Annotated in this window: 20 protein-coding genes; 9 read left to right on the top strand and 11 right to left on the bottom strand. The window is 66.2% G+C overall.

Annotation, left to right across the window (positions count from 1 at the left end):
* The first annotated feature begins 4 nt into the window (after positions 1 to 4).
* The 7 genes from B5G20_RS10495 (at position 5) to B5G20_RS09455 (ending at position 7,341) form a co-directional block, all read left to right on the top strand.
* Positions 5 to 565, top strand: a complete 561-nt coding sequence (locus tag B5G20_RS10495) for a hypothetical protein (protein WP_204207759.1) — start codon at positions 5 to 7, stop codon at positions 563 to 565.
* A gap of 73 nt (positions 566 to 638) precedes the next feature.
* Positions 639 to 3,308 carry a carbamoyltransferase HypF gene (locus B5G20_RS09475; RefSeq protein ID WP_087356671.1) on the top strand — a complete coding sequence of 890 codons (2,670 nt, stop codon included), beginning with the start codon at positions 639 to 641 and terminating at the stop codon, positions 3,306 to 3,308.
* Between the two features lie 319 nt (positions 3,309 to 3,627).
* Positions 3,628 to 3,912 carry a HypC/HybG/HupF family hydrogenase formation chaperone gene (locus tag B5G20_RS09470; protein WP_087356670.1) on the top strand — a complete coding sequence of 95 codons (285 nt, stop codon included), beginning with the start codon at positions 3,628 to 3,630 and terminating at the stop codon, positions 3,910 to 3,912.
* Positions 3,913 to 3,914: 2 nt separating this feature from the next.
* On the top strand, positions 3,915 to 5,057 hold the full coding sequence (hypD, locus tag B5G20_RS09465; RefSeq protein ID WP_087356669.1) for a hydrogenase formation protein HypD: 1,143 nt from the start codon (positions 3,915 to 3,917) through the stop codon (positions 5,055 to 5,057).
* Positions 5,058 to 5,176: 119 nt separating this feature from the next.
* Entirely contained in the window at positions 5,177 to 5,302 is a 126-nt protein-coding gene (locus B5G20_RS10650; protein ID WP_255377038.1) for a hypothetical protein, read from the top strand.
* An 11-nt stretch (positions 5,303 to 5,313) separates the two neighbouring features.
* Positions 5,314 to 6,342 carry a hydrogenase expression/formation protein HypE gene (gene hypE, locus B5G20_RS09460; protein ID WP_087356668.1) on the top strand — a complete coding sequence of 343 codons (1,029 nt, stop codon included), beginning with the start codon at positions 5,314 to 5,316 and terminating at the stop codon, positions 6,340 to 6,342.
* Between the two features lie 342 nt (positions 6,343 to 6,684).
* Positions 6,685 to 7,341, top strand: a complete 657-nt coding sequence (locus B5G20_RS09455; protein WP_087356667.1) for an HAD-IA family hydrolase — start codon at positions 6,685 to 6,687, stop codon at positions 7,339 to 7,341.
* Between the two features lie 33 nt (positions 7,342 to 7,374).
* Here B5G20_RS09455 and B5G20_RS09450 read toward each other — a convergent pair whose 3' ends face one another.
* The 6 genes from B5G20_RS09450 to B5G20_RS09425 form a co-directional block, all read right to left on the bottom strand.
* On the bottom strand, positions 7,375 to 7,908 hold the full coding sequence (locus B5G20_RS09450; protein WP_087356666.1) for a biotin transporter BioY: 534 nt from the start codon (positions 7,906 to 7,908) through the stop codon (positions 7,375 to 7,377).
* A 224-nt stretch (positions 7,909 to 8,132) separates the two neighbouring features.
* On the bottom strand, positions 8,133 to 9,077 hold the full coding sequence (locus B5G20_RS09445) for an SPFH domain-containing protein (protein WP_087356665.1): 945 nt from the start codon (positions 9,075 to 9,077) through the stop codon (positions 8,133 to 8,135).
* A 203-nt stretch (positions 9,078 to 9,280) separates the two neighbouring features.
* Positions 9,281 to 10,069: a pyrroline-5-carboxylate reductase gene (gene proC / locus B5G20_RS09440; RefSeq protein WP_087356664.1), complete on the bottom strand. Its 789-nt coding sequence runs from the start codon at positions 10,067 to 10,069 to the stop codon at positions 9,281 to 9,283.
* A gap of 25 nt (positions 10,070 to 10,094) precedes the next feature.
* Complete coding sequence (locus tag B5G20_RS09435) at positions 10,095 to 10,403, bottom strand: hypothetical protein (protein ID WP_143750265.1); 309 nt, start codon at positions 10,401 to 10,403, stop codon at positions 10,095 to 10,097.
* Between the two features lie 13 nt (positions 10,404 to 10,416).
* Positions 10,417 to 10,626 (bottom strand): hypothetical protein, encoded by a 210-nt coding sequence (locus B5G20_RS09430; RefSeq protein ID WP_087356662.1) that lies wholly within the window; start codon positions 10,624 to 10,626, stop codon positions 10,417 to 10,419.
* A gap of 215 nt (positions 10,627 to 10,841) precedes the next feature.
* Complete coding sequence (locus tag B5G20_RS09425) at positions 10,842 to 12,005, bottom strand: C45 family peptidase (RefSeq protein WP_087356661.1); 1,164 nt, start codon at positions 12,003 to 12,005, stop codon at positions 10,842 to 10,844.
* 414 nt (positions 12,006 to 12,419) lie between these two features.
* Between B5G20_RS09425 and B5G20_RS09420 the strand changes: the two genes are divergently transcribed.
* On the top strand, positions 12,420 to 13,934 hold the full coding sequence (locus B5G20_RS09420) for a carboxypeptidase M32 (protein ID WP_087356660.1): 1,515 nt from the start codon (positions 12,420 to 12,422) through the stop codon (positions 13,932 to 13,934).
* A gap of 562 nt (positions 13,935 to 14,496) precedes the next feature.
* Here B5G20_RS09420 and B5G20_RS09415 read toward each other — a convergent pair.
* From B5G20_RS09415 to B5G20_RS09400, 4 genes are all read right to left on the bottom strand, one after another.
* Positions 14,497 to 17,058: a phosphoketolase family protein gene (locus B5G20_RS09415; RefSeq protein WP_087356659.1), complete on the bottom strand. Its 2,562-nt coding sequence runs from the start codon at positions 17,056 to 17,058 to the stop codon at positions 14,497 to 14,499.
* A 380-nt stretch (positions 17,059 to 17,438) separates the two neighbouring features.
* Positions 17,439 to 18,458 carry a LacI family DNA-binding transcriptional regulator gene (locus tag B5G20_RS09410; protein WP_087356658.1) on the bottom strand — a complete coding sequence of 340 codons (1,020 nt, stop codon included), beginning with the start codon at positions 18,456 to 18,458 and terminating at the stop codon, positions 17,439 to 17,441.
* Positions 18,459 to 18,710: 252 nt separating this feature from the next.
* Positions 18,711 to 20,012 (bottom strand): DUF4038 domain-containing protein, encoded by a 1,302-nt coding sequence (locus B5G20_RS09405; RefSeq protein WP_087356657.1) that lies wholly within the window; start codon positions 20,010 to 20,012, stop codon positions 18,711 to 18,713.
* Between the two features lie 186 nt (positions 20,013 to 20,198).
* Positions 20,199 to 21,653 (bottom strand): PTS transporter subunit EIIC, encoded by a 1,455-nt coding sequence (locus tag B5G20_RS09400; RefSeq protein WP_087356656.1) that lies wholly within the window; start codon positions 21,651 to 21,653, stop codon positions 20,199 to 20,201.
* A 484-nt stretch (positions 21,654 to 22,137) separates the two neighbouring features.
* Here B5G20_RS09400 and B5G20_RS09395 point away from each other — a divergent pair, with 484 nt between their 5' ends.
* Entirely contained in the window at positions 22,138 to 23,484 is a 1,347-nt protein-coding gene (locus B5G20_RS09395; RefSeq protein ID WP_087356655.1) for a prolyl oligopeptidase family serine peptidase, read from the top strand.
* Between the two features lie 367 nt (positions 23,485 to 23,851).
* Here the strand turns inward: B5G20_RS09395 and B5G20_RS09390 are convergent, their stop codons facing one another.
* Positions 23,852 to 25,225 (bottom strand): ISL3 family transposase, encoded by a 1,374-nt coding sequence (locus B5G20_RS09390; protein ID WP_087356654.1) that lies wholly within the window; start codon positions 25,223 to 25,225, stop codon positions 23,852 to 23,854.
* Positions 25,226 to 25,384: the final 159 nt, after the last annotated feature.

Here is a 25,384-nt window from a genome sequence, read left to right as displayed (position 1 = left end):
CGCGGTGTGGCGCTGCCACGACTACATTCACTCCGGCGTGCCACTAGACGCAAACGGGGCGCTTGCCGATGGCATCTTCTACGGCTTTGCCTGGAAGATGGGCTGGCTTGAGGCGCGTACGGGCGACATCGCGCGCAGCATGGACTTTGGGATTCCCGAGGTGACCGGTCGGGAGCTCGCCCGCGACATTGTGAGCAAGCTCGGTCTTGCGGGCGTACGCCTGGTGGGCGACCCCGCCGCGCGCGTGCGCCGCGTGCAGATTCCTATGCACGTCATGGGTGGTCCGCAAGACACGGCGCTTGCCAACGCCACGGATGCAGCAGGCGGGCCCGATTGCCTGCTCGGCATGGAGTTTATCGACTTCACAACCTGCGAGTACATCCGCGACGCCGCCCAACTCGGGCGCGGTAAGTGCGCCATCGTACTCGGCCACTTCAACCTGGAGGAGCCGGGTATGGAGCACATGGCGACGTGGATCCCCTCAGCGCTTGGCGCCGGCGGCCCGCAGGTAAGCTACGTGTCCGACGGCGACACGTACCACTATGTGACCTGCTCGGAGGAATAGCGTTCCCACGTAGCGTTCCTAAGGCCTGCAACCTCGTTGATGGACAACGGGAGAATCGGCGATAATACAGGCCATGAAAACGCTGGGGATTCATATCACGGGCATCGTTCAGGGCGTGGGCTTTCGGCCGTTCGTCTATCGCGAGGCGGTTGCGCGCGGTCTTTCGGGCTGGGTGCTCAATGCCGGCGACGGTGTGCATATCGAGGCGCAGGGTACTACAGACGCCCTGCGCCCCTTTGTTCACACACTGAGCTCGAACGCACCGGCAGCGGCGCGCGTCGAGCAAGTCGCTGTCGAAGAGCTCGAAAGACCCTCCGCCGAGCTCGCCGCCGGGGCCTTTCGCATCATCGCCTCCAACGCCGCGACCGAGCGCACCACGCTCGTCTCGCCCGATATCGCCACCTGCCCCGACTGCCTGCGCGAACTCTTTGACCCCGCCGACCGGCGCTACCACTATCCCTTTATCAACTGCACCAACTGCGGACCGCGCTACACCATCATCCGCAGCCTGCCCTACGACCGCGCCGCGACCTCGATGGCCGATTTTCCCATGTGCCCGTCGTGCGCCGCGGAGTACGCCGACCCGCTCGACCGGCGCTTTCACGCGCAGCCCGATGCCTGCTTTAGCTGTGGTCCGCACCTTACGTGGCGGGAGCGCGGAGGCGCTGCAGAAGGGGAAGATTTGGGCGAAGCGGGGGCCGGAACGGGCACTGACACGGGCACCCCGCGGGGGCCGCACTCCGCAACGCCCGCCGTTGGCCGCACACGCGAGGAGAGCGACGCGATCATCGCCCGGTGCGCCGAACTGTTGGCGTCGGGCGGCATTGTGGCAATCAAGGGGCTGGGCGGGTTCCACCTTGCCTGCAACGCCGCCGACGACACGGCGGTGCGCGAGCTCCGCCGCCGCAAGCGCCGCAGCAACAAGCCTCTTGCCATCATGGTGCCCAACGTTGCCGCTGCAGAGCGCTGGTGCGTGATTGACAGCGCCGAGCGTGCGCTGCTTGAGGGCACCGTCCGGCCGATCGTACTGCTCAGGCGGCAAGACGCCGGACGACACAGTGCGGCGGAGCCCGCGGGGACCGCCGACCAGACCGGGCGGGCGACACGGCCTCACGGTGCTCTTGCCGACTCGGCGTCCAGCACAACCCTTGCCCCCTCCGTAGCTTTTGACCTGACCGAAGTCGGTGTCATGCTCCCCTACACACCGCTCCAGCACCTCCTGCTCGCCGCATGTGCCGAACGGGGCGTGGGCGCACTGGTTATGACGAGTGGCAATGTGAGCGAGGAGCCCATCGAAACGGACGACGACCTCGCTTGGCAGCATCTGGTTGAGGGTGGGCTCGCCGATGCGCTTCTGGGCAACAACCGCGCCATCCTCGCGCGCTTTGACGATTCGGTCGTACGCGTGGTCGACGGGGCCCCGCGGCTGGTGCGCCGAGCCCGCGGCTACGCGCCGCGACCGCTCGAGCTGCCGCGTGTGGCGAGAGATGCCGAGACGGCGAAGGCAAGCGAGCACCCCGTACTCGGCTCCTCCGGCTGCACCTCCTCCCCCGAAACGCCACCCGCCATCCTCGCCTGCGGACCCGAGCAGAAGGCCACCCTCGCCCTCACCCGCGAACACCCCGACGGCACGGCGGAGTGCCTGCTTTCGCAGCACATCGGCGACCTCGAGAACGCTGAGACCCTCGATGCCTGGCAGGGGTGTCGTACTCATCTGCAAGAGCTCTTTGATGTGCAGCCCGCCGCACTTGCCTGTGACCGGCACCCCGGGTACCTCGCGAGCCAGTGGGCTCGCGCCGAGGCGGAGCGCAGTGGTCTCCCCCTGGTGGAGGTCCAGCACCACCACGCGCACATTGCAAGCGTTCTTGCCGAGGCGGCGGCACGCGGAGAGATCGCGCCCGACGCCACGGTGGTCGGCCTCACACTCGACGGCACGGGAGCCGGCACCGACGGGACCGTGTGGGGCGGCGAGGTGCTCGTGGCATCCCTCGCCTCCTGCCGGCGCGCCGCCCACCTGCGCACGTGGCGCCTCCCCGGGGGCGCAGCGGCCGTGCGCGATGCCCGTCGCAACGCTTTTGGCCTGCTCAGTGCCCATGGACTTCTGGATCATCCGGGGGCGGCGACGCTGGTCGAAAGTCTCACCAAAGCCGAGCGCGCGCTTTTACAGACGATGGTCGAGCGCGGTATCAACAGCCCTATCACCAGCAGCATGGGACGCTTTCTCGATGCCGTCGCCGCCATCATAGGCGTGTGCCCGCGCGCGACGTACGAAGGCGAGCCGGCGATTGAGCTCGAAGCCGCTGCCACACGTGCCGCGTCGCAGAAAATGGCAGAAACGGGGGCCGAGGGCCGATCACAAGCCGCCGAAATGCAGCGCGAGACCCTTTCTGGCACCTCACAACCGCCCGAAACACCGGAAATCATCGACCTTTCGCCGCTTTTGGTCGCACTGCTCGACGGCATGGCGCAGGGCGACGACCCGGAGTGCTTGGCACTCCTGGTACACCGGGCGGTCGCCGAGACCTTGGTTGACGCGGTGGCGCGCATCGCCCGCCGCGAGGGGATCGATACGGTTGCGCTCTCGGGTGGCGTCTTTCTGAACCGCCTGCTGCTCACCCAGGTCGAACGCGGCCTTGCGGCGTACGGCTTGCGGGTGCTCATACCGCAAAACGTCCCGGTCAACGACGGGTGCATTGCCTACGGACAAGCCGCCGTCGCCCGGGCCCGCCTCACCCGCGCATGACCGGCCAGACCGTCGCTTAACGGGCCGCTCGGCGTCGCCTATCACCGTCTAATGTCAACTCGAGCCGGAAAACTGTGTAAGAACCGGAGCGTGTCGAGTATCCAAAATATAGGCAAAGCGTTTACCTGCGGTTTTTGCAGAGCACATGAGGCCTCTACTCAGCAATGCACCATTCTTACACAGTTTTCCAGCTCGAGTTGACGCCGAGGCAGGGCCCGTCTTGCCCAGCAGCGACATTTCAGTGACGGTTTGCGGAACCGTTACCACCGCGGTACCATAATCGCGGTCAAGGCCGGCCCTGCCGGCAGAAGGAGGAACCATGTGCCTCGCCGTTCCCGGCAAGATTCTCTCGATCACCGATAACGCGAATGCGCGCGTCGATATGATGGGCGCCACGCGCGACATCTCGCTCCGGCTCACCCCCGAGGCGCAGGTGGACGACTACGTACTCGTCCATGCAGGCTTTGCCATTGAGGTCATCGACGCCAAGCAGGCGCGCGAGACCATCGAGATTCTCAACGACCTCGACGAGCTGGAATCCGAGGAACTCGGCGTAGCCCCCGCAGCCAGCGCGGCAGACGCGGCAGAGCCCGAGGCGGTCTAGCCATGGCCGCCGACGAGCGCGACACCGCCAGCAAGACCACTCCGCACGCCGCCGCCATCGACTTCTCGGCCTTCCGCGACCCGCACCTCGTTCGCAAGCTTGTGGAACACATCCGCGAGACCGTCGGCTCGCGCGAGATCAACCTCATGGAGGTCTGCGGCACCCACACGGTGAGCATCGGGCGATACGGGTTTCGCTCCATCCTCCCCCGCAACCTGCACCTGCTCTCGGGCCCCGGTTGCCCCGTCTGCGTGACGGCCAACCGCGACATCGACCGCGCCGTGGCCCTCGCGCGCGTGCCGGGCGTGACCATCGCCACCTTTGGCGACATGGTGCGCGTGCCCGGGTCTACCAGCTCGCTTGCCGCCGAGAAGGCCGCCGGGCATGACGTACGCGTGGTCTACTCGCCGCTCGACGCGGTGGAACTCGCCGCCGCCGAGCCCGAACGGCAGGTTGTTTTTATGGGTGTGGGCTTTGAGACCACCACCCCCGCCATTGCCGCAAGCATCCTCGAGGCCGACCAGCGCGGCCTCGACAACTTCTCGGTCTTTTGCGTGCACAAGACCACCCCGGCGGCGTTGCGTGCGATCGCCGACGATCCCGAAACCGCCATCGACGGCTTTATCCTGCCGGGGCACGTCTCGACCATCACCGGCCTTGCGCCGTACCGCTTTTTGCCGGAGGAGTTTGGCATCCCCGGCGTGGTGACGGGTTTTGAGCCGGTCGACGTGCTCGAAGGCATCGCGCGGCTTGCGGAGCTCGTGGTTGCGGGCACGCCGGCGGTGGAGAACGCCTACCGCCGCGGCGTGAGCGACGAGGGCAACCCCGTGGCGCGCCAGCTGGTAGATGAGGTCTTTGAGCCCTGCGACGCCGTGTGGCGCGGCCTGGGCGAGCTGCCGAGCTCGGGGCTCGCCATCCGCCCGGAGTTTGCGCGCCACGACGCCTCGCGCCGCTTTGAGGTTGCCGTTGAGCCCACGCGCGAGCCGGCAGGCTGCCGCTGCGGCGATGTGCTCCGCGGCGTGATCGCGCCCACGGCCTGCCCGCTCTTTGACCGTGCATGCACGCCCGAGACACCGGTGGGCCCCTGCATGGTCTCGAGCGAGGGCAGCTGCGCGGCGTACTGGCGCTTCCGGGACGGGGCGTAACGGAAGGGCGCGGGCGCGGGTTTAGCCAGTACCTTGTCGCCGAGCCGGCGGGCGACACGCCGTCCCACCCGCTGGCTCGGCTCTACCGCCCGGCACGTCCGCTGCAGAAAGGACCGATCATGTTCAAGTTCAAAGGACCAATCGTATACATCGTCATCACCATCATCGTGCTCGCGATCTGCCTGGGGCTCTATCTCACCACGGGCAGCACCGAGTGGAGCGGGCACTGGGAGTTTGCGTTTTAGAGGGAGGCTGCATGCCCACGCAACCGGATACCGTCCTGCTCGGGCACGGCTCGGGCGGCCAGATGATGAAGCGCATCATCGACGACGTCTTTTACGAGGCCTTTGGCTCGCCGGAGCTCTTGGCCGGCAACGACGCCGGCGTGGCTGCGCTCGACCCGACCGGACGCCTTGCGATGTCGACGGACAGCTTTGTGGTAACGCCGCGGTTCTTCCCTGGCGGCGACATTGGCCGGCTCGCCGTGTGCGGCACGGTCAACGACGTGGCCACCTCCGGTGCGCGGCCGCGCTACCTCTCGTGCGGGTTTATCTTGGAGGAAGGGCTGCCCCTCGCCGACCTGCGGCGCATCTGCGCGAGCATGGCCGAGGCGGCGCGCGAGGCGGGCGTTACCATCATCACCGGCGACACCAAGGTGGTGGAGCGCGGCGGCGCAGACGGCCTCTACATCAACACCGCTGGCGTGGGCGAGGTGCCGGAGGGCGTGGAGCTCTCGGGCGCCGCGTGCCGGCCGGGCGATGTGGTGCTCGTCTCGGGCACGCTCGGCGACCACGGCATCGCCATCATGAGCCAGCGCGAGGGACTCGCCTTTGGCACCACGATTGAGAGCGACGCCGCGCCGCTCAACCACCTTATCGCCGCCGTGCTCGAGGCCGCGCCGCACACGCGTTGCTTCCGCGACCCCACCCGCGGCGGTCTGGCGAGCACGCTCAACGAGTTTGCGAGCGCGAGCGCCGTCTCCATCGAGGTTGACGAGGACGCCGTCCCCGTGCGCCCTGAGGTGCGCGGTGCGTGCGAGATGCTCGGGTACGACGTTTTTCAGGTGGCAAACGAGGGAAAGATGGTCGCCGTCGTGCCCGCCGAGGAGGCCGACGCGGCGCTCGCCGCGATGCGCGCGAGCCGCTACGGCGAGAACGCCGCCATCATCGGCCGCGTGGGTGAGCCGTTTGAGGGCGGCCGGGCCCCGGTGCGCGTGCGCACCGCCTGGGGCGCGACCCGCGTGCTGGATATGCTGGTCGGCGAGCAGCTTCCCCGCATCTGCTAGGACGGGCACCCCGCGCTTTAGGCGTTTCTCGTACGCCGCGCCCCCTGTATCCACCAATGTTTCCCCGGAGCCCGCACGCATTAGGCGGCCTTCTGTCACGCGCGCTCTACAACCACGCGCGTTGTACAATATCGAGCGCAATGAACCCGGAAATGCGCGCTCCGCCCTCTGGGAACAAGTGGAGCGCATTACTCGCAAATATGTCACGCGTTCTAGCTGGCATTCTTTTGCGGACTCATTGCCCGGTGCATTTCCGGGTTCATTGCGCCAAGAAATGTACCGCGCTGCGGGCAAAAAGAGTGCGATGTACCGCGCGGCAACGCTTTCGACCAAAGGATTCCCATGCCGTACACCACCGTGATATTTGATCTTGACGGAACGCTGCTCAATACGCTCGACGACCTTGCGGCGGCGGGCAACCATGTGTGCACGGCGCACGGCTGGCCGACGTTTACGCCGGACCAGTACCGCTACAAGGTCGGCAATGGGCAGCCCAAGCTCATCGAGCGCATCATCCCTGCGGAGTACGCGGGCGACGGCCGCATGTTTGAGCAAGTGATCGGCGAGTTCCGTGCGTACTACGACGCCCACAAGGAGGACCACACAGCCCCCTACCCAGGCGTGATGGAGCTGCTCGACCATCTGCACGCCGCGGGGGTGCGCCTCGCTGTGCTCTCCAACAAAGACCATGCTGCCGCGGTGCCGCTCGTTGAGCGCTACTTTGGCACGAGCTTTGACCTCGTGCAGGGGCGCATCGACGCCTTTCCGCCCAAGCCGGCGGCGCCCATCACCCGCTACGTGCTCGACCAGCTCGATGTTGAGCCCGAGCATGCGCTCTACGTGGGCGACAGCAACGTGGACGTGGCGACAGGCCACAACGCCGGGCTCGCCGTGGCGGGCGTGGCCTGGGGCTTCCGCGGGCGTAGGGAGCTCGAGGCCGCAGGCGCCGAGTACGTGGTAGATGAGCCAGCGGAGCTTGAGCGCGTGGTGTTGGGCTAAAACGCCGGTAGTGCCGATCGCCTGGCAGTGCGCCTACGCGCGACGGGCAGCCGGCAGTGCGCGCGACACCGCCCGGGCGAGCGACACCCCCACGGCCATCTTGACCACATCGGGCACCATAAACGGCAGCACCGCCACGGCAAGTGCGGCCGGCAGGTCCATGTTCCCCACGATCATGAGCTGCACCGTCCCCAGTGCGTACGAGGTGAGAAGGATCGCCACGCACGAGAGCACATCGTGTACGACGCGCGGCAGGCGCTCAAGGCGCGACACGCCGCCCGCAAGCACCATGCCCACCAGAAAGCCCCAGAGAAAGCCGCCGGTCGGCCCCGCAATCACGCCAAGGCCGCCCATCATGTTGGAGAACACCGGCAAACCGAGCGCCCCCAGAAGCAGATAGACCCCGACCGTTGCCACCGCGTCCGCCGGCGCGAGCACACCGGGGAGCATCGCAAGCACAAGCGTCTGCAGGGTAAACGGCACGGGGCCAAAGGGTATGCTCACCCACGCGCTCACGGCCAGAAGCGCCGCGCACAGGCCGCATCGGGCGATTCGCTGGGACGACATCGGGACTCCTCTCCACAGGCGCGGGCGCACGCCCGGCAGACGGACCTGCGCAGCCACGCCCCTCTATACAGCGAGCGGGCCGTCGCAGGCCCGCTCATGCAATGTGTTCATGCTAGCACGCGCAACACCGGGTGGCCGCCGCGCTGCAAGATGTTACCGGCAGCGCGCGACGCCACCGGCCGGCACACGCCACACCGCGGCGCGCACGCCCCATGCAACCTCCGCTACGCCTGCGGCGGCACGGGCGGAACGTTCCCCTGCTCGCCCGCCTCGCCGGCCGCGAGCATCTGCTCAAACATCGAGGCGCTCTCTTTAAAGTCCGCCGGCAGCACCACCGTGGAGCTCTTGCCCGTCTTGGCAAACTCCGTCATCATCTCGGTCCATTGCGTGTACATAAAGAGCTGGTTGGCCTCGTTGTTGGTAACGCCCGTCTCCTGGATGGTCTCGAGCGAGTCCTTGATGCCCACCGCGATGGCCTTGCGCTGGTTGGCGATGCCCTCGCCGGCCTTCTCCATGGCCTCCGCCTCGGCCTTGGCCTCGGTCACGCGGCGGATGCGGTCGGCCTCGGCGAGGTCCTGCGCAGCGGCCTTGGTGCGCTGCGCCGCGTTGATCTGGTTCATGGAATCCTCGACCTCAGCCGGCAGCGCGATCCGCGTGATGAGGGTCGAGACGAGCGTAAAGCCGTAGGCGGCCATCTGCTCGGACACGGTGGCGTTGACGTCTTTGGCGATGTCGTCCTTCTTGGCAAAGACCTCGTCGAGCGTGTAGACCGGGATGGAGCTGCGCAGCGCATCGGTGATAAAGTCGCGCATCTGAGCGACCGGCTGCTGCAGCATGTAGTAGCTCTTGTAGACGCCCGAGTCGGCCGGGCCCGTGCCCATGTCGTACGAGACGTGGTACTGCGCCGAGACCTCGAGGCCGATGGTAACGTTGTCCTCGGTCTTGGCGTCGATGTCAAAGCCGTTCTTCATGGTGCGGAGCGACACCGTTGCCGCCTTGCGGTCGATGACCGGGATCTTGGCGTGAAAGCCCGCCCCCACGATGCGGTTGAACTTACCGAGGCGCTCGATGATGACGGCATGCTGCTGCTTGACCACAAAGAGCGTATCGGCGAGCAGCATAATGGCCACTACGATAACGATGACGAGCACGATCAACCAGAGAATCATGATGACCTCCTTGAGGGGCCGCTATAGATGGCAACAAGGATAGCAGGTTTGCCGGGGCGGGAGGTCATGGGAGCGTAACGGCCGGCCGACGGCAGGGCACGGACGGCAACGGCCGGTACAGTGGGACGGGGGCATTGTACCGACCTCAGCACAATGCCCCCGTCCCTTTGTACCGGTTTACCGGCAGCCCCGCTTAGGCCGTGCTAGCCCTCGATGGCGTCGACCGCCTGGATAAAGGCCGAGCGCAGGCCCGCACGCTCGAGCGCGGCCACGCCTCGGATGGTGGTGCCGCCCGGCGAGCAGACGGCGTCCTTCATCGCACCGGGATGCTGCCCGGTGGCAAGCTGCAGCTTGGCCGTGCCGGCAACCATCTGACTCACCATGCGATAGGCGTCGGCACGCGGAATGCCGTACTTTACCGCGGCGTCGCCGAGCGCCTCGATCGCCATGGCGATGAACGCCGGCCCGCAGCCGCCCACGGTGCCCGCCACCGAGAGAAGCCGTGTCTCGACCTCCACCACCGTACCGAGCGCCTCGAGGAGCTCCTGCACCAGCGCGCGTTCCTCCTCCGTCAGCGTATGGGCGCGCTCGGCGGCAATGACGCCCTCGCCGATGGCGACCGGCGTGTTGGGCACGGTGCAGAGGCAACGGATGCCCGGCACGAGCGCCCCGTAGCGCGCGCAATCCCAGCCGGCGGCCACCGAGAGCACGGGCTTCTCGGCGAGCGCGGCAGCAAGCGGCGCGAGCACGCCCTCGATGAGATGCGGCTTGATGGCAACGATAACGAGGTCCGCCGCCTCCACGACCTCCGCTGCATCGTGGCAGGCGCGCATCCCGCGCGCAGCGGTACGCTCAACGAGCGCCTCGTAGCGGTTGGCGCAGGCAACCATGTGGTCGGCCGGCACCGCGCCGGTGACGATCCAGCCGTCGGCCATGGCGCTCGCCATGTTGCCAAACCCAATAAACCCGATCGTTGTGCCCTGCCTATCCATTGCGCGACCCCTCCCGCGTCCCTATCTAGAAAATCTGCAGACCAAAGAAGAACCAGAACCCAAACCCGGCGATAAGTGCCGTAACGCCAAAGAACACCGCGAGCGCCACGAGGCCCCACCGCGCGCAGAGCGCTGCGTAGCGCCGCCAGGTCTGGTCGCCCGCGTAGCGCTCAAAAACGCCGCGGCGCTGCAGCACAACGCGCACCACGATGCACGCGATCGTCATAAAGAGCGCAAACGCCGCGTAGAGCGGCAGCCCGAGGAAAAAGAGCGCCATTACGGCGCCCACGCCGATGATGAGCGGCAGTAGCACGAGCACGGCACATCCAGCCATGATGACCTCGCAATCAGTCGTCGAGCCAACGATCGCGCTTGCGGTCGCCACCCCGGACCACCGTGATGCGCACCTTGCCGAGGAGAATCGCCGCCACGAGCAGGATAAGGACGAGCGGCAGCAGGCGGAGCGCCCCTACCACAAGGATCCCCAAGAAGGAAAGCACGAGCGATATGATGGTCGCGATCACCAGAATCACGACGACGAGATAGAGAAACGGCATACGACCTCCTCCCCTAACGAGGCTCGGTTGCCCCGGGACAACACATCGGCGTTTTTCTAGCATAACCCAACGGCTACGCAAAAGCCCGCACCGCCGAACCAGACTCGGGGCGCGGGCATGCGTCGTTACGTGGGTCAATTGGGGACGTGTTCCGTCTGCACCATTTTTGAAGATAGGTCAGACGGAACACGTCCCCAACTGACCCATACCGAGCACTACTCGGCGAGGCTCACCTCGTAGGCGGGCTCGTCGTACTTGCCGCCCATGATGATCGAGGCGCTCAGGTCGTCCAGGTTGTAGACGCACGACCACTGCGTCTGAAACACGCTGCCGTCGTCGCGGATTTGCACTGCGCGCGACACGCTCTGCAGAAGCCCCATCGCCTCGTCCTCGGTCAGCACGCCCTCGTGCTCGGCGAGGGTGCCCATGAGCACCTCGTAGCGGTCCTGGCCGCCGCCAAAGTCGTACTCACCCGGAGTGAGCAAAAAGTTCGTCGCTGCCTGGTAGGCCACGCCCGCCGAGCCGGAAAGCTCGCCCATCGTAGCGGCGTCGCCGGGTTCGAGCACGCTCATCTCGTCGCCGATGTACTCCACCACTGCCGAGTCGCCCGAGGCATCGGCGATCTGGAAGTGGTAGCAGCTGTTGGCGCTCGAATGCATGTCGTAGCGCTCGAGCAGCGCCACGGCCTCGTCCACTGTCGCGCAGGTGTCGAGCATAAGGCGAATGGCCGTCGTGGTGGTGATGTCGACCTTGTCGGTCTGCTGGTCGGTCGGATCGGTATCGATGAGCAGCACGCCCACGCCAAGACCAGCCTCGTTCATGCCGTCGAGCGGCGCGTAGGGCGCGGCGAGCGCGGTCAGGCTCGAGACGAGGTCATCGGGCATCTTGTCCTCGCCGTAGCCCAGAAAGCCGAGGTTGACCATCGAGACGCTCGCGTAGCCGTCCTCGGGGGTGGTGCGTACGAGCATGCCGGGCGAGTATTCGAGGTCGAAGTTGCGGCCAAAGAGCGCATCGCCCTCGGGGGTGGTGGCGTTAAAGGTCGAGCACGCGAGGTCGGGCAGGTCGATGGTGATGGGCAGGCCCTTCATGATGCGCTGGATCACAAACTCGATGAGCTCGGAATCGTTGCTTGCACCGCCCTGCTCAAGAAACTCGTCCATGCCGTAATCGCCGTCGTAGGTCATGGTGTAGAGCGGGTAATCGTCGACCTTCTGGATGGAGCCGAGCGTGGTGAGCTCGTGCCCAAAGAGGGCAAAGACGGCGATGGCCGCCGCGGCAACGAGCACCACGAGGGCGATAACGATGCCGAGGACAATCTTCTTGGCGCGGCCGGGGCGCTTGCCCGTGGGCTCCGCGGCGGTTGCGGTGGTTTCTACCATGAGAATCCTTTCGGGGTTGCAGCTGGTAGACGCGACCGAACGGCCGCAGCGGCGCATCATCCTAGCACGGGCGTAGAGAGGGTTACTGACATATGGCGTAAATCCGTCAATCGTTCAAATTATTGAGATAGTTTGGGGAGGAGCGGCCGAGGCGCTGCTCACGAGGGGGGGGGCGAGCGGGGCGATAACTAGCGTCAGAGGGCTGACGAAAAGACCGCAGCCAACAGAACGACGACGCACAGGGTGGCGTCGGCGGCACCTGCGCCATGCCGGGCAACCCGAGTGCGCCGCCCTCCCCTGCCCGCTCGCCCCGCTTTTGCCCGGTCGCCGGCCACGCGGTACCATGGCCCCAGCCAGATCCATCCCCCGGCGCCGCGGGCACCCGTCCGCGCGCCCCGACCGCAAAGGAGCCCTATGGCCAGCACCACCGAGCAGCTCGTCTCCTCGTTCAAAGACCTCCAGAGAAAGCTGTGGCAAAAGCGCTACCTCATGAGTATCCTCGACTACGACGGCGAGACCGCCGCGCCCGAGAAGGGCGCCGCCGCCCGGGCCGAGGCCATGGGCGCACTCGCCGGCGAGCAGCACGAGCTTCTCACCGGGCCGGCCGCCGTGGAGCTCGTCGCCGCGCTCGAGAAGGCCGCCGCTGCCGGCGAGCTCGACGAGCAAACCGCCACGGAGCTCCGTGTGCTCGCCCGCGACCAGCGCGAAGCCCGCGCCATCCCCACCGAGGAGGAGGTCGCCTGGTCGCGCCTTACGAGCGAGGCCAACGCCGTGTGGCACCGTGCCAAACTCGCCGACGACTGGGCCTCGTTTGAGCCGTACGTCACCCGCATCGTGGAGACGCTCAAGCACCGCGCCGCGCTCCTCGACCCCACGCGCGACGCCTACGACGTCTGCCTCGACCAGTACGAGCGCGGTATGAGCGCAGAGTCGTACGACGCCTTCTTTGTCCAGGTGCGCGAGGCCGTGGTGCCGCTCGTGCAGGAGATCTCGCAGCGCCCCGAGCCCGCGTATGCCTTCCGCAGCGCCCGCGTGGGCCACGACGCGCAGCTTGCCATCGCCCGCGACCTGCTCGAGCTCGAGGGGCTCGACATGGCTGGCACCTCGCTCGGTGAGGTCGAGCACCCGTTCTCGGACGGCTTTGCCCCCGGCGACGCGCGCGTGACGACGCACATCTACGAGACCGACGCGCTCTCCAACGTCTTCTCCATCCTCCACGAGGGCGGTCACGCCATCTACGAGCAGAACATCGACCCGGCCTATGGCTACGGCATCCTCGGCTCGGGCACCTCGATGGGCATCCACGAGAGCCAGAGCCGCTTTTTTGAGAACATCGTCGGCCGGTCGCGCGCCTTTGCCGGCCCGCTCCTTGCGGTGCTTCGCCGCCATGCACCCGACGTGTACGGCGGCGTCTCGGAAGACGATCTCTACCGCGCCGCCAACATCGCCAGTCCGCAGCTCATCCGCATGGAGGCCGACGAGCTGACCTACCCGCTGCACATCATGATCCGCTACGACATTGAACGCGCGCTCTTTGCGGGCGAGGCCACAGCGGCCGACATCCCCGGTCTCTGGCGCGAGCTCACCCAGCGCTATCTGGGGATCGAGGTGCCGAGCGACACGCTCGGCTGCCTGCAGGACACGCACTGGTCGGGTGGGGACTTTGGGTACTTCCCGAGCTACGCGCTCGGCAGTGCCTACGGTGCGCAGTACGTTGCCGCCATGGCGCGCGACGGGGTGGACGTGGACGCAGCCTGCGCGGCGGGCGACCTCGCTCCGGTGCGCGCGTGGCTTGGAAGCCGCATCTGGCGCTGGGGCCGCGGCAAGGACGCGCCCGAGCTCATCGAGGCTGCATGCGGCGCGCCGTTTGATGCCACGTACTACTGCGATTACCTGGTACGGAAGTTCACTGAGCTGTACGGGCTGTAGCGTCTGGACCGGCCGCCCGTTTGTCCCGGACGTCGGGGTGGGCGGCCGTCGGTCTCTGCGCTCGGCGGCCTGCGGCCTCGCTTTGCGACTCGCGCCGAGACCGACCGCCGCCCACCCCGACGCGCCGTGCTTCTAAACCCGTTGGCTCCAACGGGTTTAGAAGCACACAGGGGAAACGGCGCTTCGACGGGGTTACACGCTGATTGCCATAGAAGAACAACGCCTCTACCTGTGCTTTTTCCACACAGGTAGAGGCGTTTGCTTTCTAACGGAATCCACACGTCTTTTTCTGCTGCGAACTCTCCGGACGAAAACTGTGACGATGCGACAGGCGGCCTTCTACCGCCTTGGCGGCTCCTAGAGCCGGTAAACGGTAGAAGACCACGCGCCATATCGTAGGGAATCTGTCTGTAAGCCGTCCTCCGAGCAACGGCGCGCCCCGGCCTCCCCGGTTGTTCTCCAGCGCGAGTCGCGAAGCGAGGCCGCAGGCCGCCGAGCGCGGGAGGACGTCCGGGGAGGTCGGGGCGACCGGGCACCTCATGCGGTGCCCGGGAAGCCCACCTTATTCGTTGTCGCCGGCGGTCATCTGGGTGGCAGAGAGCCCGGCTGCAGCATCGGCCTCGGTCGCGGCGCGCGCTTCGGGCCACACCCAGTCGGTGAAGGCCGGGTGGTCGTAGCCCTCCTCCACGGCAAAGCGGAAGGCCTCCTCGCGGAAAGCATCCCAGTCGGCAGCCTGCTCGGCATGCGCGCCCGCACCCGCGGCAGCACCAGAAGCGGCGTCCACCAGGCGCAACGCCTCGGCGGCAAGCGCCCAGCGGTCCATGTTGTTGAGGCGGAGCATATCAAAGGGCGTGGTCGTGGAGCCCTTCTCCTCGTAGCCGTGCACGCACCAGGCGTCGTGGCCGGGGCGCGCCCAGATGAGCCGACGGATAGTGCCCGCGTAGGCGTGGAAGCAGAAGAGCACCGGCTTCTCACCCGTGCCAAAGAGCTCGGCAAAACGCTCGTCGCTGATCGCCTGATCGTTCTCACAGGCGTTCTGAATCTTGAGCAGGTCGACCACGTTCACAAACCACACCTTGATGCCCTGCTCGCCCAGCAGGTCGACGGCGGCCAGCGCCTCGAGCGTGGGCACGTCGCCGCAGGTGGCGATCACCAGGTCGGCCTCGTCGAGCGTCTCGGCCGTGCTCGCCCACGCCCAGGTGGCCAGGCCCTCGGCAAGCTCGTCCTTGGCCTCGTCGACGGTCACAAAGGTCGGCGCCGGCTGCTTGCCGCAGAAGATGGCGTTAACGCAGTCGGTCGACTGGTAGGCGCGCTCGGCCACCGCGAGCGCCATGTTGGCGTCGCAGGGGTAGTAGGCATTGACGATGTGCGTGTCGTTGGCCTTGTTGAGCAAAAGGTCGATAAAGCCCGGGTCCTGGTGGCTAAAGCCGTTGTGGTCCTGGCGCCACACGTGACTCGACAGCAAGATGTTGAGGCCTGCGATGGGCTTGCGCCACGGGATCTCGCGCTTGGTGGCCTCGAGCCACTTGCAGTGCTGGTTGACCATGGAGTCGACCACGTGCACGAAGCTCTCGTAGCTCGACCACACGCCGTGGCGGCCGGTGAGCACGTACGCCTCGAGGAAGCCCTCGCACTGATGCTCGGAGAGCTGCTCGATGACCTTGCCCGAAGGCGCCAGCAGCTCGTCGTTGGCCTCGTCGGCGTAATGGCCCGCCTCCCACTGCTTCTTGGTGACCTGATAGGCGTCCTGCAGGCGGTTCGAGGCGGTCTCGTCCGGTCCGAAGATACGGAAGTTCTCGGGGTTGGCCGCCAGCACGTCGGCGGTGTAAGCGCCAAAGACGCGCGCGGCCTCGGTCTGGCCGTAGCCGTGCCCGCGCTCGGCCACGGGCACCTCGTGGGCGTGGATGTCGGGAAGCACAAGCTCCTCGCGCACGCGCCCGCCGTTGGCATTGGGATTGGCGCCGATGCGCAGGTCGCCGGTGGGCATCCAGCTCGTCACCTCGGGGCGGACAGCGCCCTCGGGAGTAAAGAGCTCCTCAGGCTTGTAGGACTGGAGCCAGCCGCGCAGCACGCGGAAGTGCTCGTGGGTATCCTTGGCCGAGGCCAGCGGCACCTGATGCGCGCGCCACGAATCCTCGGTCTTCTTGCCGTCGATGGTCTTGGGGCAGGTCCAGCCCTTAGGCGTGCGGAAGACGATCATGGGGTAGACCGGGCGGGTGACCTCCTCGCCGGCAGCCGCCTGCGCAGCAGCGCGTTCTTTGATGGCGCAGATCTTGCCAAAGACCTCCTCCATAAGGGCGGCAAAGCGCGTGTGGATGGACTCGTGGCTCTCGTCGTCAAAGCCCGCCACAAAGAAATGCGGCTCGTAGCCCATGCCGCGGAAGAACTGCTCGAGCTCCTCGTCGGAGATGCGCGCGAGGATGGTGGGGTTGGCGATCTTGTAGCCGTTGAGGTGCAGAATCGGCAGCACGATGCCGTCGGTGGCGGGGTTTACGAGCTTGTTGGACTGCCAGCTTGTGGCGAGCGGCCCCGTCTCGGCCTCACCGTCACCCACCACGGCAACGGCGAACAGGCTCGGGTTGTCGAGCACCGCACCGTAGGCGTGAGAGAGCGTGTAGCCGAGCTCGCCGCCCTCGTGGATGGACCCGGGGGTCTCGGGCGCATAGTGACTTGGGATGCCGCCGGGGTACGAGAACTGGCGGAAGAACTTCTCCAAGCCGGCCTCATCGTTGGTGATGTCGGGGCGAATCTCGCGGTAGGTGCCGTCGAGCAGGCTCTGCGCGGTACCGGCCGGTCCACCGTGACCGGGACCCATAAGGAAGATCGTGCTCTGACCGTGGTCGGCGATGAGGCGATTGACGTGGGCAAAGAGGAAGTTGATGCCCGGGGTGGTGCCCCAGTGGCCCACGAGGCGGTGCTTAACGTCGGCGCGGCCAAAGTCACGTGGCTCGCCCGTCTTGGCATCGGGGTAGTCGGCGCGCATGAGCGGGTTGGAGCGCAGGTAGATCTGGCCGACGGAGAGGTAGTTGGCGCAGCGCCAGTAACGCTCGACGCCCTCGAGCTCCTGCTCGGGGACGGCGCCGTCGAGGCGCTTCCAGGGGGTGCCGATCACGGGGTGCGACATGGCTGCTCCTTCTGACTTGTACTTTGGCCTATGTTGCATGATGTGAAGCAGTATAGGTGATAAAACGTTTTATCATTGTTAGCAAAACGTTTTATTTCAACTTTGGGTCAAAATGCCGTGCTTGCACCGGTGAACGGTAGATAAACGGAGATGAACGGTGTTTTATCTTGGACTGGTGTTGTGGGTGAGCGCCAAGGTTGCAACGCAACCGATCCCGCCGGTCGCTCCCGCCCCGTCCGATTCCTTCTACTAGAAAGAATCCGTCGAAATCTTGGCTCGGATTGACTGGTTCTTTCTATTGGACAGAATCAGTCAGGGTTCGGGGTCCGGGTCGACTGATTCCTTCTATTAGACAGGCCACGCGTCCGACACGAGCTCCTCTACACCGTCTGCACGCTCGCGTGCTCCACGAGACGCGGTTCCAGAAGGCGCGTCACCGGCTCAACGCTGTCTGCTGAGCCGCCCTCGAGCCGCCGCAGCATGAGCGCGAGCGCCTCCTCCGCGAGCACCGAAACGTCCTGATCGATCGCCGTGAGCGCCGGCTCAAAGAGCGAGTCGGCCGCGGAGTTGTCGTAGCTCACCACCGAGTAGTCGCGCGGCACGCGGCTGCCCCGCTCGTACAGGCGCTTGAGGAGCCCGAGTGCGATGTTGTCCGAGCTCGCGAACACCGCGGTCGCGTCCGTCTCGAGCACGCCGGCCGCCGCCTCGTACGCCGCGGGAATGTAGTAGTCCGAGTCAAAGACGAGCCCCTGGTCAAACGTCACGCCAAACTCGTCGAGCGCGCGGCGGTACCCGTCGAGACGCCGCCGACCCGTCTCGGAGCGCGACGCGTTGACGATGCACGCAATCCGCCGGTGCCCGTGCTCCAGCAGGTGCCGCGTGGCCAGGTAGCCGCCCAGCTCGTTATCAAAGAGCACCTTGTCGCAGGCGAGCTCGTCGAGCACGCGGTCGATCATCACGTAGGGCACGGGGCACTCGGCAATGCGCTCGGGCAGCTCCTCGCCGCCCTCGCGCTGGTTGCCCATCACGATAAAGAGCCCCTCGACCCCGCGGGTAACGAGGGTGGAGATGAGCTCGATATCCTGCGAGGCGAGGTCGTCCGAGGTGGTGATGAAGAGCGCATAGCCGCGTGCGCGGCACCGCTGCTCGAGGTTCTTGGCGAGGCGCGAGAAAAAGCGGCTCTCGATGTTGGGCACAATGAGCCCGAGCGTGCCGGAGCGCTGCATCACCAGGCTGCGCGCGATCTGGTTGGGCACGTAGCGCTTGGCCGCGGCGATGGCCTTGATGCGCCGGCGGTTCTCGTCCGAGACGCGGCACGGTCGGTTGTTGAGCACGAGCGAGACCGTCGAGACGGACAGCCCCGCTTCGCGCGCAATCTCCTTGAGCGTCACCTTGGCCATGCGTGCCTCCTCCATGCGATGGGGCGCCGCGCGCGGCCCGATCGGCCCGGCACGACGCCCCATCACGGTAGCACGAACGGCGAGTATGTGAAAACGAGCTGTGCAAGGCGACCGGGGCACGACCAGCTGTCCCGGGGAGGCACCGGTCAAAGCGCCTCGAACAGAGAGGCCTCCTTGGGCGCGCCGTCACGTTGTCTGTCTGCCTCCGGCGCCCGCAACCCGCACTTCGGCATCTCGGCGCCGCAGCTCGCGCTACGCCGGCGTCACCACCACGAGCGCATCGGCGGTAAACGGGTGCTGCGCCACGCGGATGCCGTCCTCGCACGGCGTCACGGGCAGGTGCGCCACGCGCTTACCCTCGAGGTCAAACGCGGCGGCCGTCCAGCTGCGAGAGGCATCGAGCTTGAGCTTGAGCACCGTCGCAAACGGCAGGTAGGCCACCGACCGCTCGCCCACGCGCGCCACGCGGATGGCCTCGCGCGCATCGTCGAGCACGTCCTGCGCGGGCTCCACGGCGTCGGTGCTCCCGTGCGTCAGCACGCCCAGCACCTGCGGGATCAGCCCAAAGTCCCACACACCGGGAAGCTGCAGCGCCTCCTGCCAGCGGAAAGGCGCGTCAAAGCCCTCGCCGAGTGCCGAGCCCTCCGAGCGCGAGGTCTGCCAGTTCCAGATGCCGTGCGCGCCGTAGGTCACGCCGGCCGAGGCGCCGGCCAGAATGCCCGACCACGCGCTCGCGCGGCACTCCTTGGCGCCAAAGCGCACGTAGACGTTGCGGCTTGCGCCCATCATCTCGTAGCAAGGCTCGGAGTTGACCATCGGCTTGCCGGGATGGGCGGCCGCGAGGTCCTCCGGCAGCTTCCACGCCTCGTCCTGCGCGCCGGCGTTGTGCCCCGGCTGGAACATAAGAAAGTCGAGCCGGTCCACAAACTGCGCCGGGATGGTGCGGTTGGCACGGTTGATGTGCATAGTGCGCAGGCGCGTGGGCGCAAGCTCGCACACCGTGGCGAGCGCCGCCTCGTAATAGGGCAGGCACTCGTCACTCTTCCAATCGGTATCGCCCGTCACCACGTAGACCGGATCGAACTCGTCGAGCTCCTCAACCACGCGGCGCACGTGCGCGGCGACCTCCTCGAGCGGCATCACCGGCGTGCCAAAACGCTCGGCGATCATAGCGCCCCACGTGCCGGGCACGTAGTTGCACCACATGAGCACGAGCGCCGGGCGGATGCCGTGCTCCACGACCATGCGGCACATCTCACGAGCGCGCTCCCAGTAGGCGGGGTTGGGGCGCGACCAGTCAAACGTTGTGCCATCCTCGCTCGCATACGGGTAGATGCCCAGGTCGGGACGGCAGCGGTCCCACTGCGGCAGGGTGTTGATCTGCAGCGTGTTGATACCCTGCTCGGCGCGGCGGGCGAGATAGTAATCCCAATCTTCGAGCGTGATGCTCGTAAACGCGCTCCAGCAGGTATCGGCCAGCCAGAACCAGGGCTTGCCGTTGAGCGTAAAGCCGTCGTGCCGATTGTTGACGGCGAGCGTTCCCAAAGTTGCCATTGCGATTCCCTTCGTTGTGGGCGAATGCGGCCGTGAAGACATGGTACCCGGCGTAGCGCTCGGGCCCGTCCCCGCCGCGTGTATATCAAACAGCCCCGTGCAGCGCACTGCCGCACGGGGCTGTTTTCTGCTTAGTCCGTCAGGACGTCCCGGACAGCAGGATGGTCAAACCAGAGGCGAGAGTTCCTACGCGCCGATGAGCTCGGCCTCGTTCTCCTCGTCCATCTCGGCGAGCTCCTCCTTGGTGAAGCCCATGATGTAGACCACGATGGCAGCGATCACGAAGGAGATAACCATGCCGGCGATAGCCAGGACCGTGTTCATCTGACCGCCCTGGAGATAGTTGGTGAACACCAAGAAGTTGGATGCGCCACCAGCCATGTAGTAGGTCACGCCCACGATACCGGAGAACACCGCGCCGATGGCACCGCCGATGAACATGCCGAGCATGGTGCGACGGAAGCGCAGCAGGATGCCGAAGAGGGCGGGCTCGGTCACGCCGCCGGCGATAGCGGAGATGACGTAACCGATGGCGAGACCCTTCTCGTCGGGGTTACGCATACGCAGGAACGCACCAAAGGCGCAGCCCCACACGGCCGTCATGGCGCAGTTGGTGGAGACGAAGACAAACGGGTCGTAGCCAGCAGCGATGATCTGCACCTGAGCGAGCAGGATGACGGGCATGTGCATGCCGGCCACCACGAAGAGCTGCCAGAAGGCGCCGAGGATCGCCATAACAACAAAGACTGCGATGCCACCCATGTCGGCCAGGCCAAAGAGCGCGTTGGCGATGACGTTACCAATCGCGTTGCCAATCGGCGCGAGGATGATGAAGGCGATGGGGATGGTCACGATCATGGTGCAGAACGGCGTGAACACCGTGGAGAGCACATCGGGCATGTGCTTGCGGAAGAACTTTTCAATGAAGTAGAGCACCGGCACCGACAGGATGATGGGCAGCACCGTCTGCTGGTAGTTGGCCGCGGCAATCTGGATGCCGTAGACCGAGATGATGCCGCTGCCGCCCTCGGACGCAGCGCTCACCACCGAAGGAGCCATGAGCGCGCCGCCGAGCAGCATGCCGAGCACCGGGCTGGCGCCGATCTTCTTAGCTGCAGCATAACCCAGGTAGATGGGGATAAAGGTAAACGTCGCCTCGTAGAGGGTGGTGTAGAGGAACGTGTAGGTGGGGTCGGTGTCGGAAAGCACGCCGAGCATGGTGGGCCCGAGCACCGCCGCGATGGTGCGGAAGAGACCGCCGGCCATGAGCAGCGGGATGAGCTGGGTCATGGAGCCGGAGAGGTAGTCGAGCAGGATGCCCGGAATGGCCTTGAGGGTGATCTTCTCCTTGGGCGCGTCGAGGTTCTCCTTGACCTCGACACCGCGCGCCACGCCCGAGATGGCGATGAACTCGTCGAGTACCTTGGGCACGTTCTGGCCGATGATGACCTGAAGCTGACTGCCGGAGAACTGCGCCCCGAGCACGCCCTTGACCTTCTTGATCTTCTCGATGTCGGCCAGGTTGTTGTCCTTGAGCGTGAGGCGCAGGCGCGTCATGCAGTTCGTCGCCGTGGTGACGTTGGACGCTCCTCCCACCAGCTCTAGGACGCTCTGGGCAATTTGTTTGTTATCTACTGCCATGGGGTCCCCTCCCATTGCCGTGGCCGGGCGCCGTCCTGTGCGGCCGGTCTGCCGATCAGTAAACGGTTGTTTACTGAATGTTTACATCTTGTATCCTAACGGGCGATAGACGCTTTAGCTGCGAGACGTCCGGTGAACGGTCGAAATTGTCAGGTGAACGTCAAGTTTGCGTCAAGTTTGCACGCAGAGCGGTTGCTTGGCGCGGCGGCGCTCAGGTGCGTGGGTTAGCGGCATTTTGGTATATGGTATGGCCCGATGCGGGAATTGTCTATGCCGCCCAACCGGCATGACGCAGCGGTCGTGCCTAGCGCAAATGGGCTGCATGTACCTGCGCAGACGATCGATAGGCCGTGGCGGGGCAAGACTTTGTGCTGGCATAACCACTCAACACCCCAAATGCGACGCTCACCGGTTCAACCCAATCGCGCGCTGCCCGCTCTGTATACTAAACATGTTTATATCTGTCTACGTGAGAGGACCGACCATGTCAGAGCTCCACTACCGCACCGTTACCACCCTGGGAGATTTTGGCCCCTGGGTATCCAAGCTTGTGCTCGAGATTCCCGAGGAGCTCAACGAGGCCGGCATCTCGCCCCAGATCTTCAACGTCTTCTGCGCGCGCTACGAGCGCACGGGCGAGGTGCTCATGCGCGCCGAGCGCGGCGCCGACCACGCCTCCCCCTCCGTGGGCTACGTGCCCGTGTGCGCCGCCTACCCCTCAGACGCTTCGGGCAATCGTTGCCGTCGCGGCTCATTTATTACGCTCGAGCTCCCCGAGACGCGCCTCACCAAGCGCATCGAGGGCGGCGTGATGGGCTCGCGTTATATCGAGAACCGCTTTCGCGTAACGCTCCTCGCCGAGCTGCCCGGCGACCCCGATCCCATCAGCGGCCTTATCTTTGACGAGAGCGACGGCGACCTCTGCCCGGCGCTCGACCGCTGGCACGAGGCCGTCATGTCTAAGGCGGTGGATGGCATCCAGCTCGCCTACGGCTACTATGAGCCCGATTTTGACCGCGAGCCCCGCCAGCCCCTCGGCAACCTCGGCAAGCCCGAGGTCGTCCCCGAGCGCGGCGCACTCATTGTGTACCTGCACGGTGCGGGCGAGGGCGCAGGTGTTGACCTTGCCGGCAAGGGCGGGCCGCTTGTGCCGGAGGGCCCCTCGCGCGCCTATACGGGCAATCGCGTGACGGCGCTCTCGGGCGCCAAGATCCAGCGTTACTTTGATGACGCGGCCTGGGTGCTCGTGCCGCAGTGCCCGACGTTTTGGATGGATAACGGCGTGGAACAGCTCGGTCACAGCAACCAGAGCATCTATGTGGCGGCGCTCAAGGCGCTTATCGACGAGTTTGTGGCCGCGCACGCCGACCGCATCGACCCGAGCCGCATCGTGATCGGCGGCCTTTCCAACGGCGGCTTTATGACGCTGCGCATGTGTCGCGACTACCCCGGTTTCTTTGCGGCCGGTCTGCCCTGCTGCGCGCCGTGGTATGACGCGACGGACGAGGATGTGGCCGCCCTCGCGCAAACGCCGCTGTGGTTTACGCACAGCAAGGGCGACGAGCTCGTTGACCCCACTGAGACCGTGCTTCCGCTCTACCGTGCGCTCACCGCAGTCGGCGCACCGGTGCACCTGACCTACTTTGACCACGTTGAGGACCTCACCGGCGTGTACCGCGAGGCCGACGGCTCGCCCAAGAAGACCTTCAACCACGGCGTGTGGATCCATGTGTTCAACGACTTCTGCCGCACCGAGGTCGACGGGACCAACGTCATGATCGACAGCGAGCCCGTAGGCCTCTGGGAGTGGAGCGCTCGGCAGTCCGCGTAACTCCCCCACCGGTCCCGGAGGTCGGTGCGGGGCGGGCCCGTAATGGGGCTCCGCGCCCTTTGGGCTCGCTTCGCGAGTCGCCCCAATACGGGCCCGCCCCGCACCGACCTCCGGGACCTGCGTTGACTCGGGTGCCTCGCTGTTGGTCAAGGATGAGGGGGCGTTGTGGCTGATGCACCGGTGGAACTGGTGGGATGACTTTGGGACGCTTGGGTCTTGTGGGTGCTTGGCTTCGCCTTTTGCTTGGACACCGTTGGGCTCGTTGCGGTAACTCTCTGGGTTGTCTCTTCTGAGGTGCCCCCCACCACCACCGCTTCTCGCCTCCTCCTTTTGGAGGCTTCGGTAGTTTGTGTGACAAGGGGCTAGCCTAGGCAGCAACGCTCTTCGCTCCCTTCACGCCCTTCTTCCTCGCCTTCACCGGGCGACCCGGGAGCTGGGGCTGGCAGTCGCCGCACCTGAGCATGAGCAGGGCCACGAGGTTGTCGGTGTTGCGGAAGCCGTAGCCCATCCTCACCGTCACCTTGATCTTGTTGTTGATGGCCTCTACGCGCCCGTTGCTGATGCCGAGCTCGACTGCGGCGATGATGTCGTCGCGCCGGCGGCGCACCTTCTTCTCCACGGCGACGACCTTGGCGATCTTGCAGTAGGCGGCCCTGTGCATCCAGTCGTCGAGCAGCTCGGCGGCCTCGGAGCCGTCGGCTGCCCGGAAGACGGCCCGCAGGTCCTCCTTGAGCTCCCAGGCCCTGACCAGCCGCGAGCCGGCCCTCTTCTTGAGCGCCTCGAGCCTCGCCCTCTGGCCGTCGGTGAGGTCCTCGGGGTTCTTCACGAGCGCGTAGCGGCTGCCCTTGATGGAGGCCGCCTCCTCCTCGAGCGCCCTGACCTCCTCGGGCGGCAGCTCGCCTTTGGCAGGCCTGCCGCGCTTGCCCTCGGGCCTGGGCCTGGCGGCCCTGGCGGCGGCCCTGGCGGCGTTCCACTCCTCGCAGCGCACGGCGTCGAGCGCGTCGTTCATCCACTGGACCACGTGGAAGGGGTCCATGACCCACCTCGCGTTGGGGCAGCGGCGCTTGACCAGCTGCCTTATCCACCTCGCGCCGTCGGCGGTCACCACCTCTATGGCGCGCCTCTGCTCGCGCGTGAGCTCGTCGAGGAACAGGTTGAGCACGTCCTTGCCGGTGCCCTCGTGCGCCCAGATGAGGCAGCCGCGGTCGTGGTCGACGACCACCGTGACGTACTTGTGGCCCTTCTTGTACGACGTCTCGTCGATGCCGATGCGGCGCACGCCGTCGAACCTCGAGGCGCCGCGCGCGGCCTCCAGCTCGGCGTAGACGCGCCTGCACACGCCGCCCACGCTGTGCCACTCGACGCGGGCGAGCTCGGAGACCGCCGGGGCGGTGCAGCGGACCGCCAGCCACGCCACCCAGTCCTCGAAGTCGCGCGTGAAGCGCGCCCCGTGCCGCGCCCAGGGGACGGCCTCGGTGCGCACGCCGTGCTCCGGGCAGCGCACCCTGCAGGGCGCGTACTCCAGGTAGCAGGCCGAGCGCGCCAGGTCCATCGCCCTCCACAGCCTGGGGGCCCCGCGGTTCGCCATGTCGTAGAAGTCGCAGGCCCTGCCGCATACGGGGCAGCGGCGCTGCTCGCGCTTGTAGGGCCGGACGCTCACGACGATGCGCTCGGCCTCGATGCGCGCGCCCAGGACGACCGTGCGGGCCAGACCGAGGGCGAGAAGTAGTAGACTCTTCATGCGTCACACCTCTTCGGTTGTCTGAATTTGGCTTAGCAATCATAGGCGGATGACGCGGAAACGGCCCCTCCCGGGGCCGTTTCAGTTCCAGATCGTTGTTTTCGCCCGCTGAGCTGGGCCTATGCCGGAATCTCTCCCACAGAAACCACCGAAGAGCCT

The organism is Collinsella sp. An7 (assembly GCF_002159335.1).
Classification (GTDB): Bacteria; Actinomycetota; Coriobacteriia; order Coriobacteriales; family Coriobacteriaceae; genus Coprousia.
The sequence above is the reverse complement of the archived record's forward strand: the minus strand, read 5'-3'. Positions and strand labels throughout refer to the sequence as shown.

Bases quoted from the DNA above. Each gene is read 5' to 3' on its own strand.
- B5G20_RS09395 (WP_087356655.1), top strand. From the start codon at position 22,138: ATGTCAGAGCTCCACTACCGCACCGTTACCACCCTGGGAGATTTTGGC.
- B5G20_RS09405 (WP_087356657.1), bottom strand. From the start codon at position 20,012: ATGGCAACTTTGGGAACGCTCGCCGTCAACAATCGGCACGACGGCTTT.
- B5G20_RS09430 (WP_087356662.1), bottom strand. From the start codon at position 10,626: ATGCCGTTTCTCTATCTCGTCGTCGTGATTCTGGTGATCGCGACCATC.
- B5G20_RS09420 (WP_087356660.1), top strand. From the start codon at position 12,420: ATGGCCAGCACCACCGAGCAGCTCGTCTCCTCGTTCAAAGACCTCCAG.
- proC (WP_087356664.1), bottom strand. From the start codon at position 10,069: ATGGATAGGCAGGGCACAACGATCGGGTTTATTGGGTTTGGCAACATG.
- B5G20_RS09475 (WP_087356671.1), top strand. From the start codon at position 639: ATGAAAACGCTGGGGATTCATATCACGGGCATCGTTCAGGGCGTGGGC.
- B5G20_RS09400 (WP_087356656.1), bottom strand. From the start codon at position 21,653: ATGGCAGTAGATAACAAACAAATTGCCCAGAGCGTCCTAGAGCTGGTG.
- B5G20_RS09435 (WP_143750265.1), bottom strand. From the start codon at position 10,403: ATGGCTGGATGTGCCGTGCTCGTGCTACTGCCGCTCATCATCGGCGTG.
- B5G20_RS09445 (WP_087356665.1), bottom strand. From the start codon at position 9,077: ATGATTCTCTGGTTGATCGTGCTCGTCATCGTTATCGTAGTGGCCATT.
- hypE (WP_087356668.1), top strand. From the start codon at position 5,314: ATGCCCACGCAACCGGATACCGTCCTGCTCGGGCACGGCTCGGGCGGC.
- B5G20_RS09410 (WP_087356658.1), bottom strand. From the start codon at position 18,458: ATGGCCAAGGTGACGCTCAAGGAGATTGCGCGCGAAGCGGGGCTGTCC.
- B5G20_RS09425 (WP_087356661.1), bottom strand. From the start codon at position 12,005: ATGGTAGAAACCACCGCAACCGCCGCGGAGCCCACGGGCAAGCGCCCC.
- B5G20_RS09415 (WP_087356659.1), bottom strand. From the start codon at position 17,058: ATGTCGCACCCCGTGATCGGCACCCCCTGGAAGCGCCTCGACGGCGCC.
- B5G20_RS09455 (WP_087356667.1), top strand. From the start codon at position 6,685: ATGCCGTACACCACCGTGATATTTGATCTTGACGGAACGCTGCTCAAT.
- B5G20_RS09450 (WP_087356666.1), bottom strand. From the start codon at position 7,908: ATGTCGTCCCAGCGAATCGCCCGATGCGGCCTGTGCGCGGCGCTTCTG.
- B5G20_RS10650 (WP_255377038.1), top strand. From the start codon at position 5,177: ATGTTCAAGTTCAAAGGACCAATCGTATACATCGTCATCACCATCATC.
- hypD (WP_087356669.1), top strand. From the start codon at position 3,915: ATGGCCGCCGACGAGCGCGACACCGCCAGCAAGACCACTCCGCACGCC.
- B5G20_RS09470 (WP_087356670.1), top strand. From the start codon at position 3,628: ATGTGCCTCGCCGTTCCCGGCAAGATTCTCTCGATCACCGATAACGCG.
- B5G20_RS09390 (WP_087356654.1), bottom strand. From the start codon at position 25,225: ATGAAGAGTCTACTACTTCTCGCCCTCGGTCTGGCCCGCACGGTCGTC.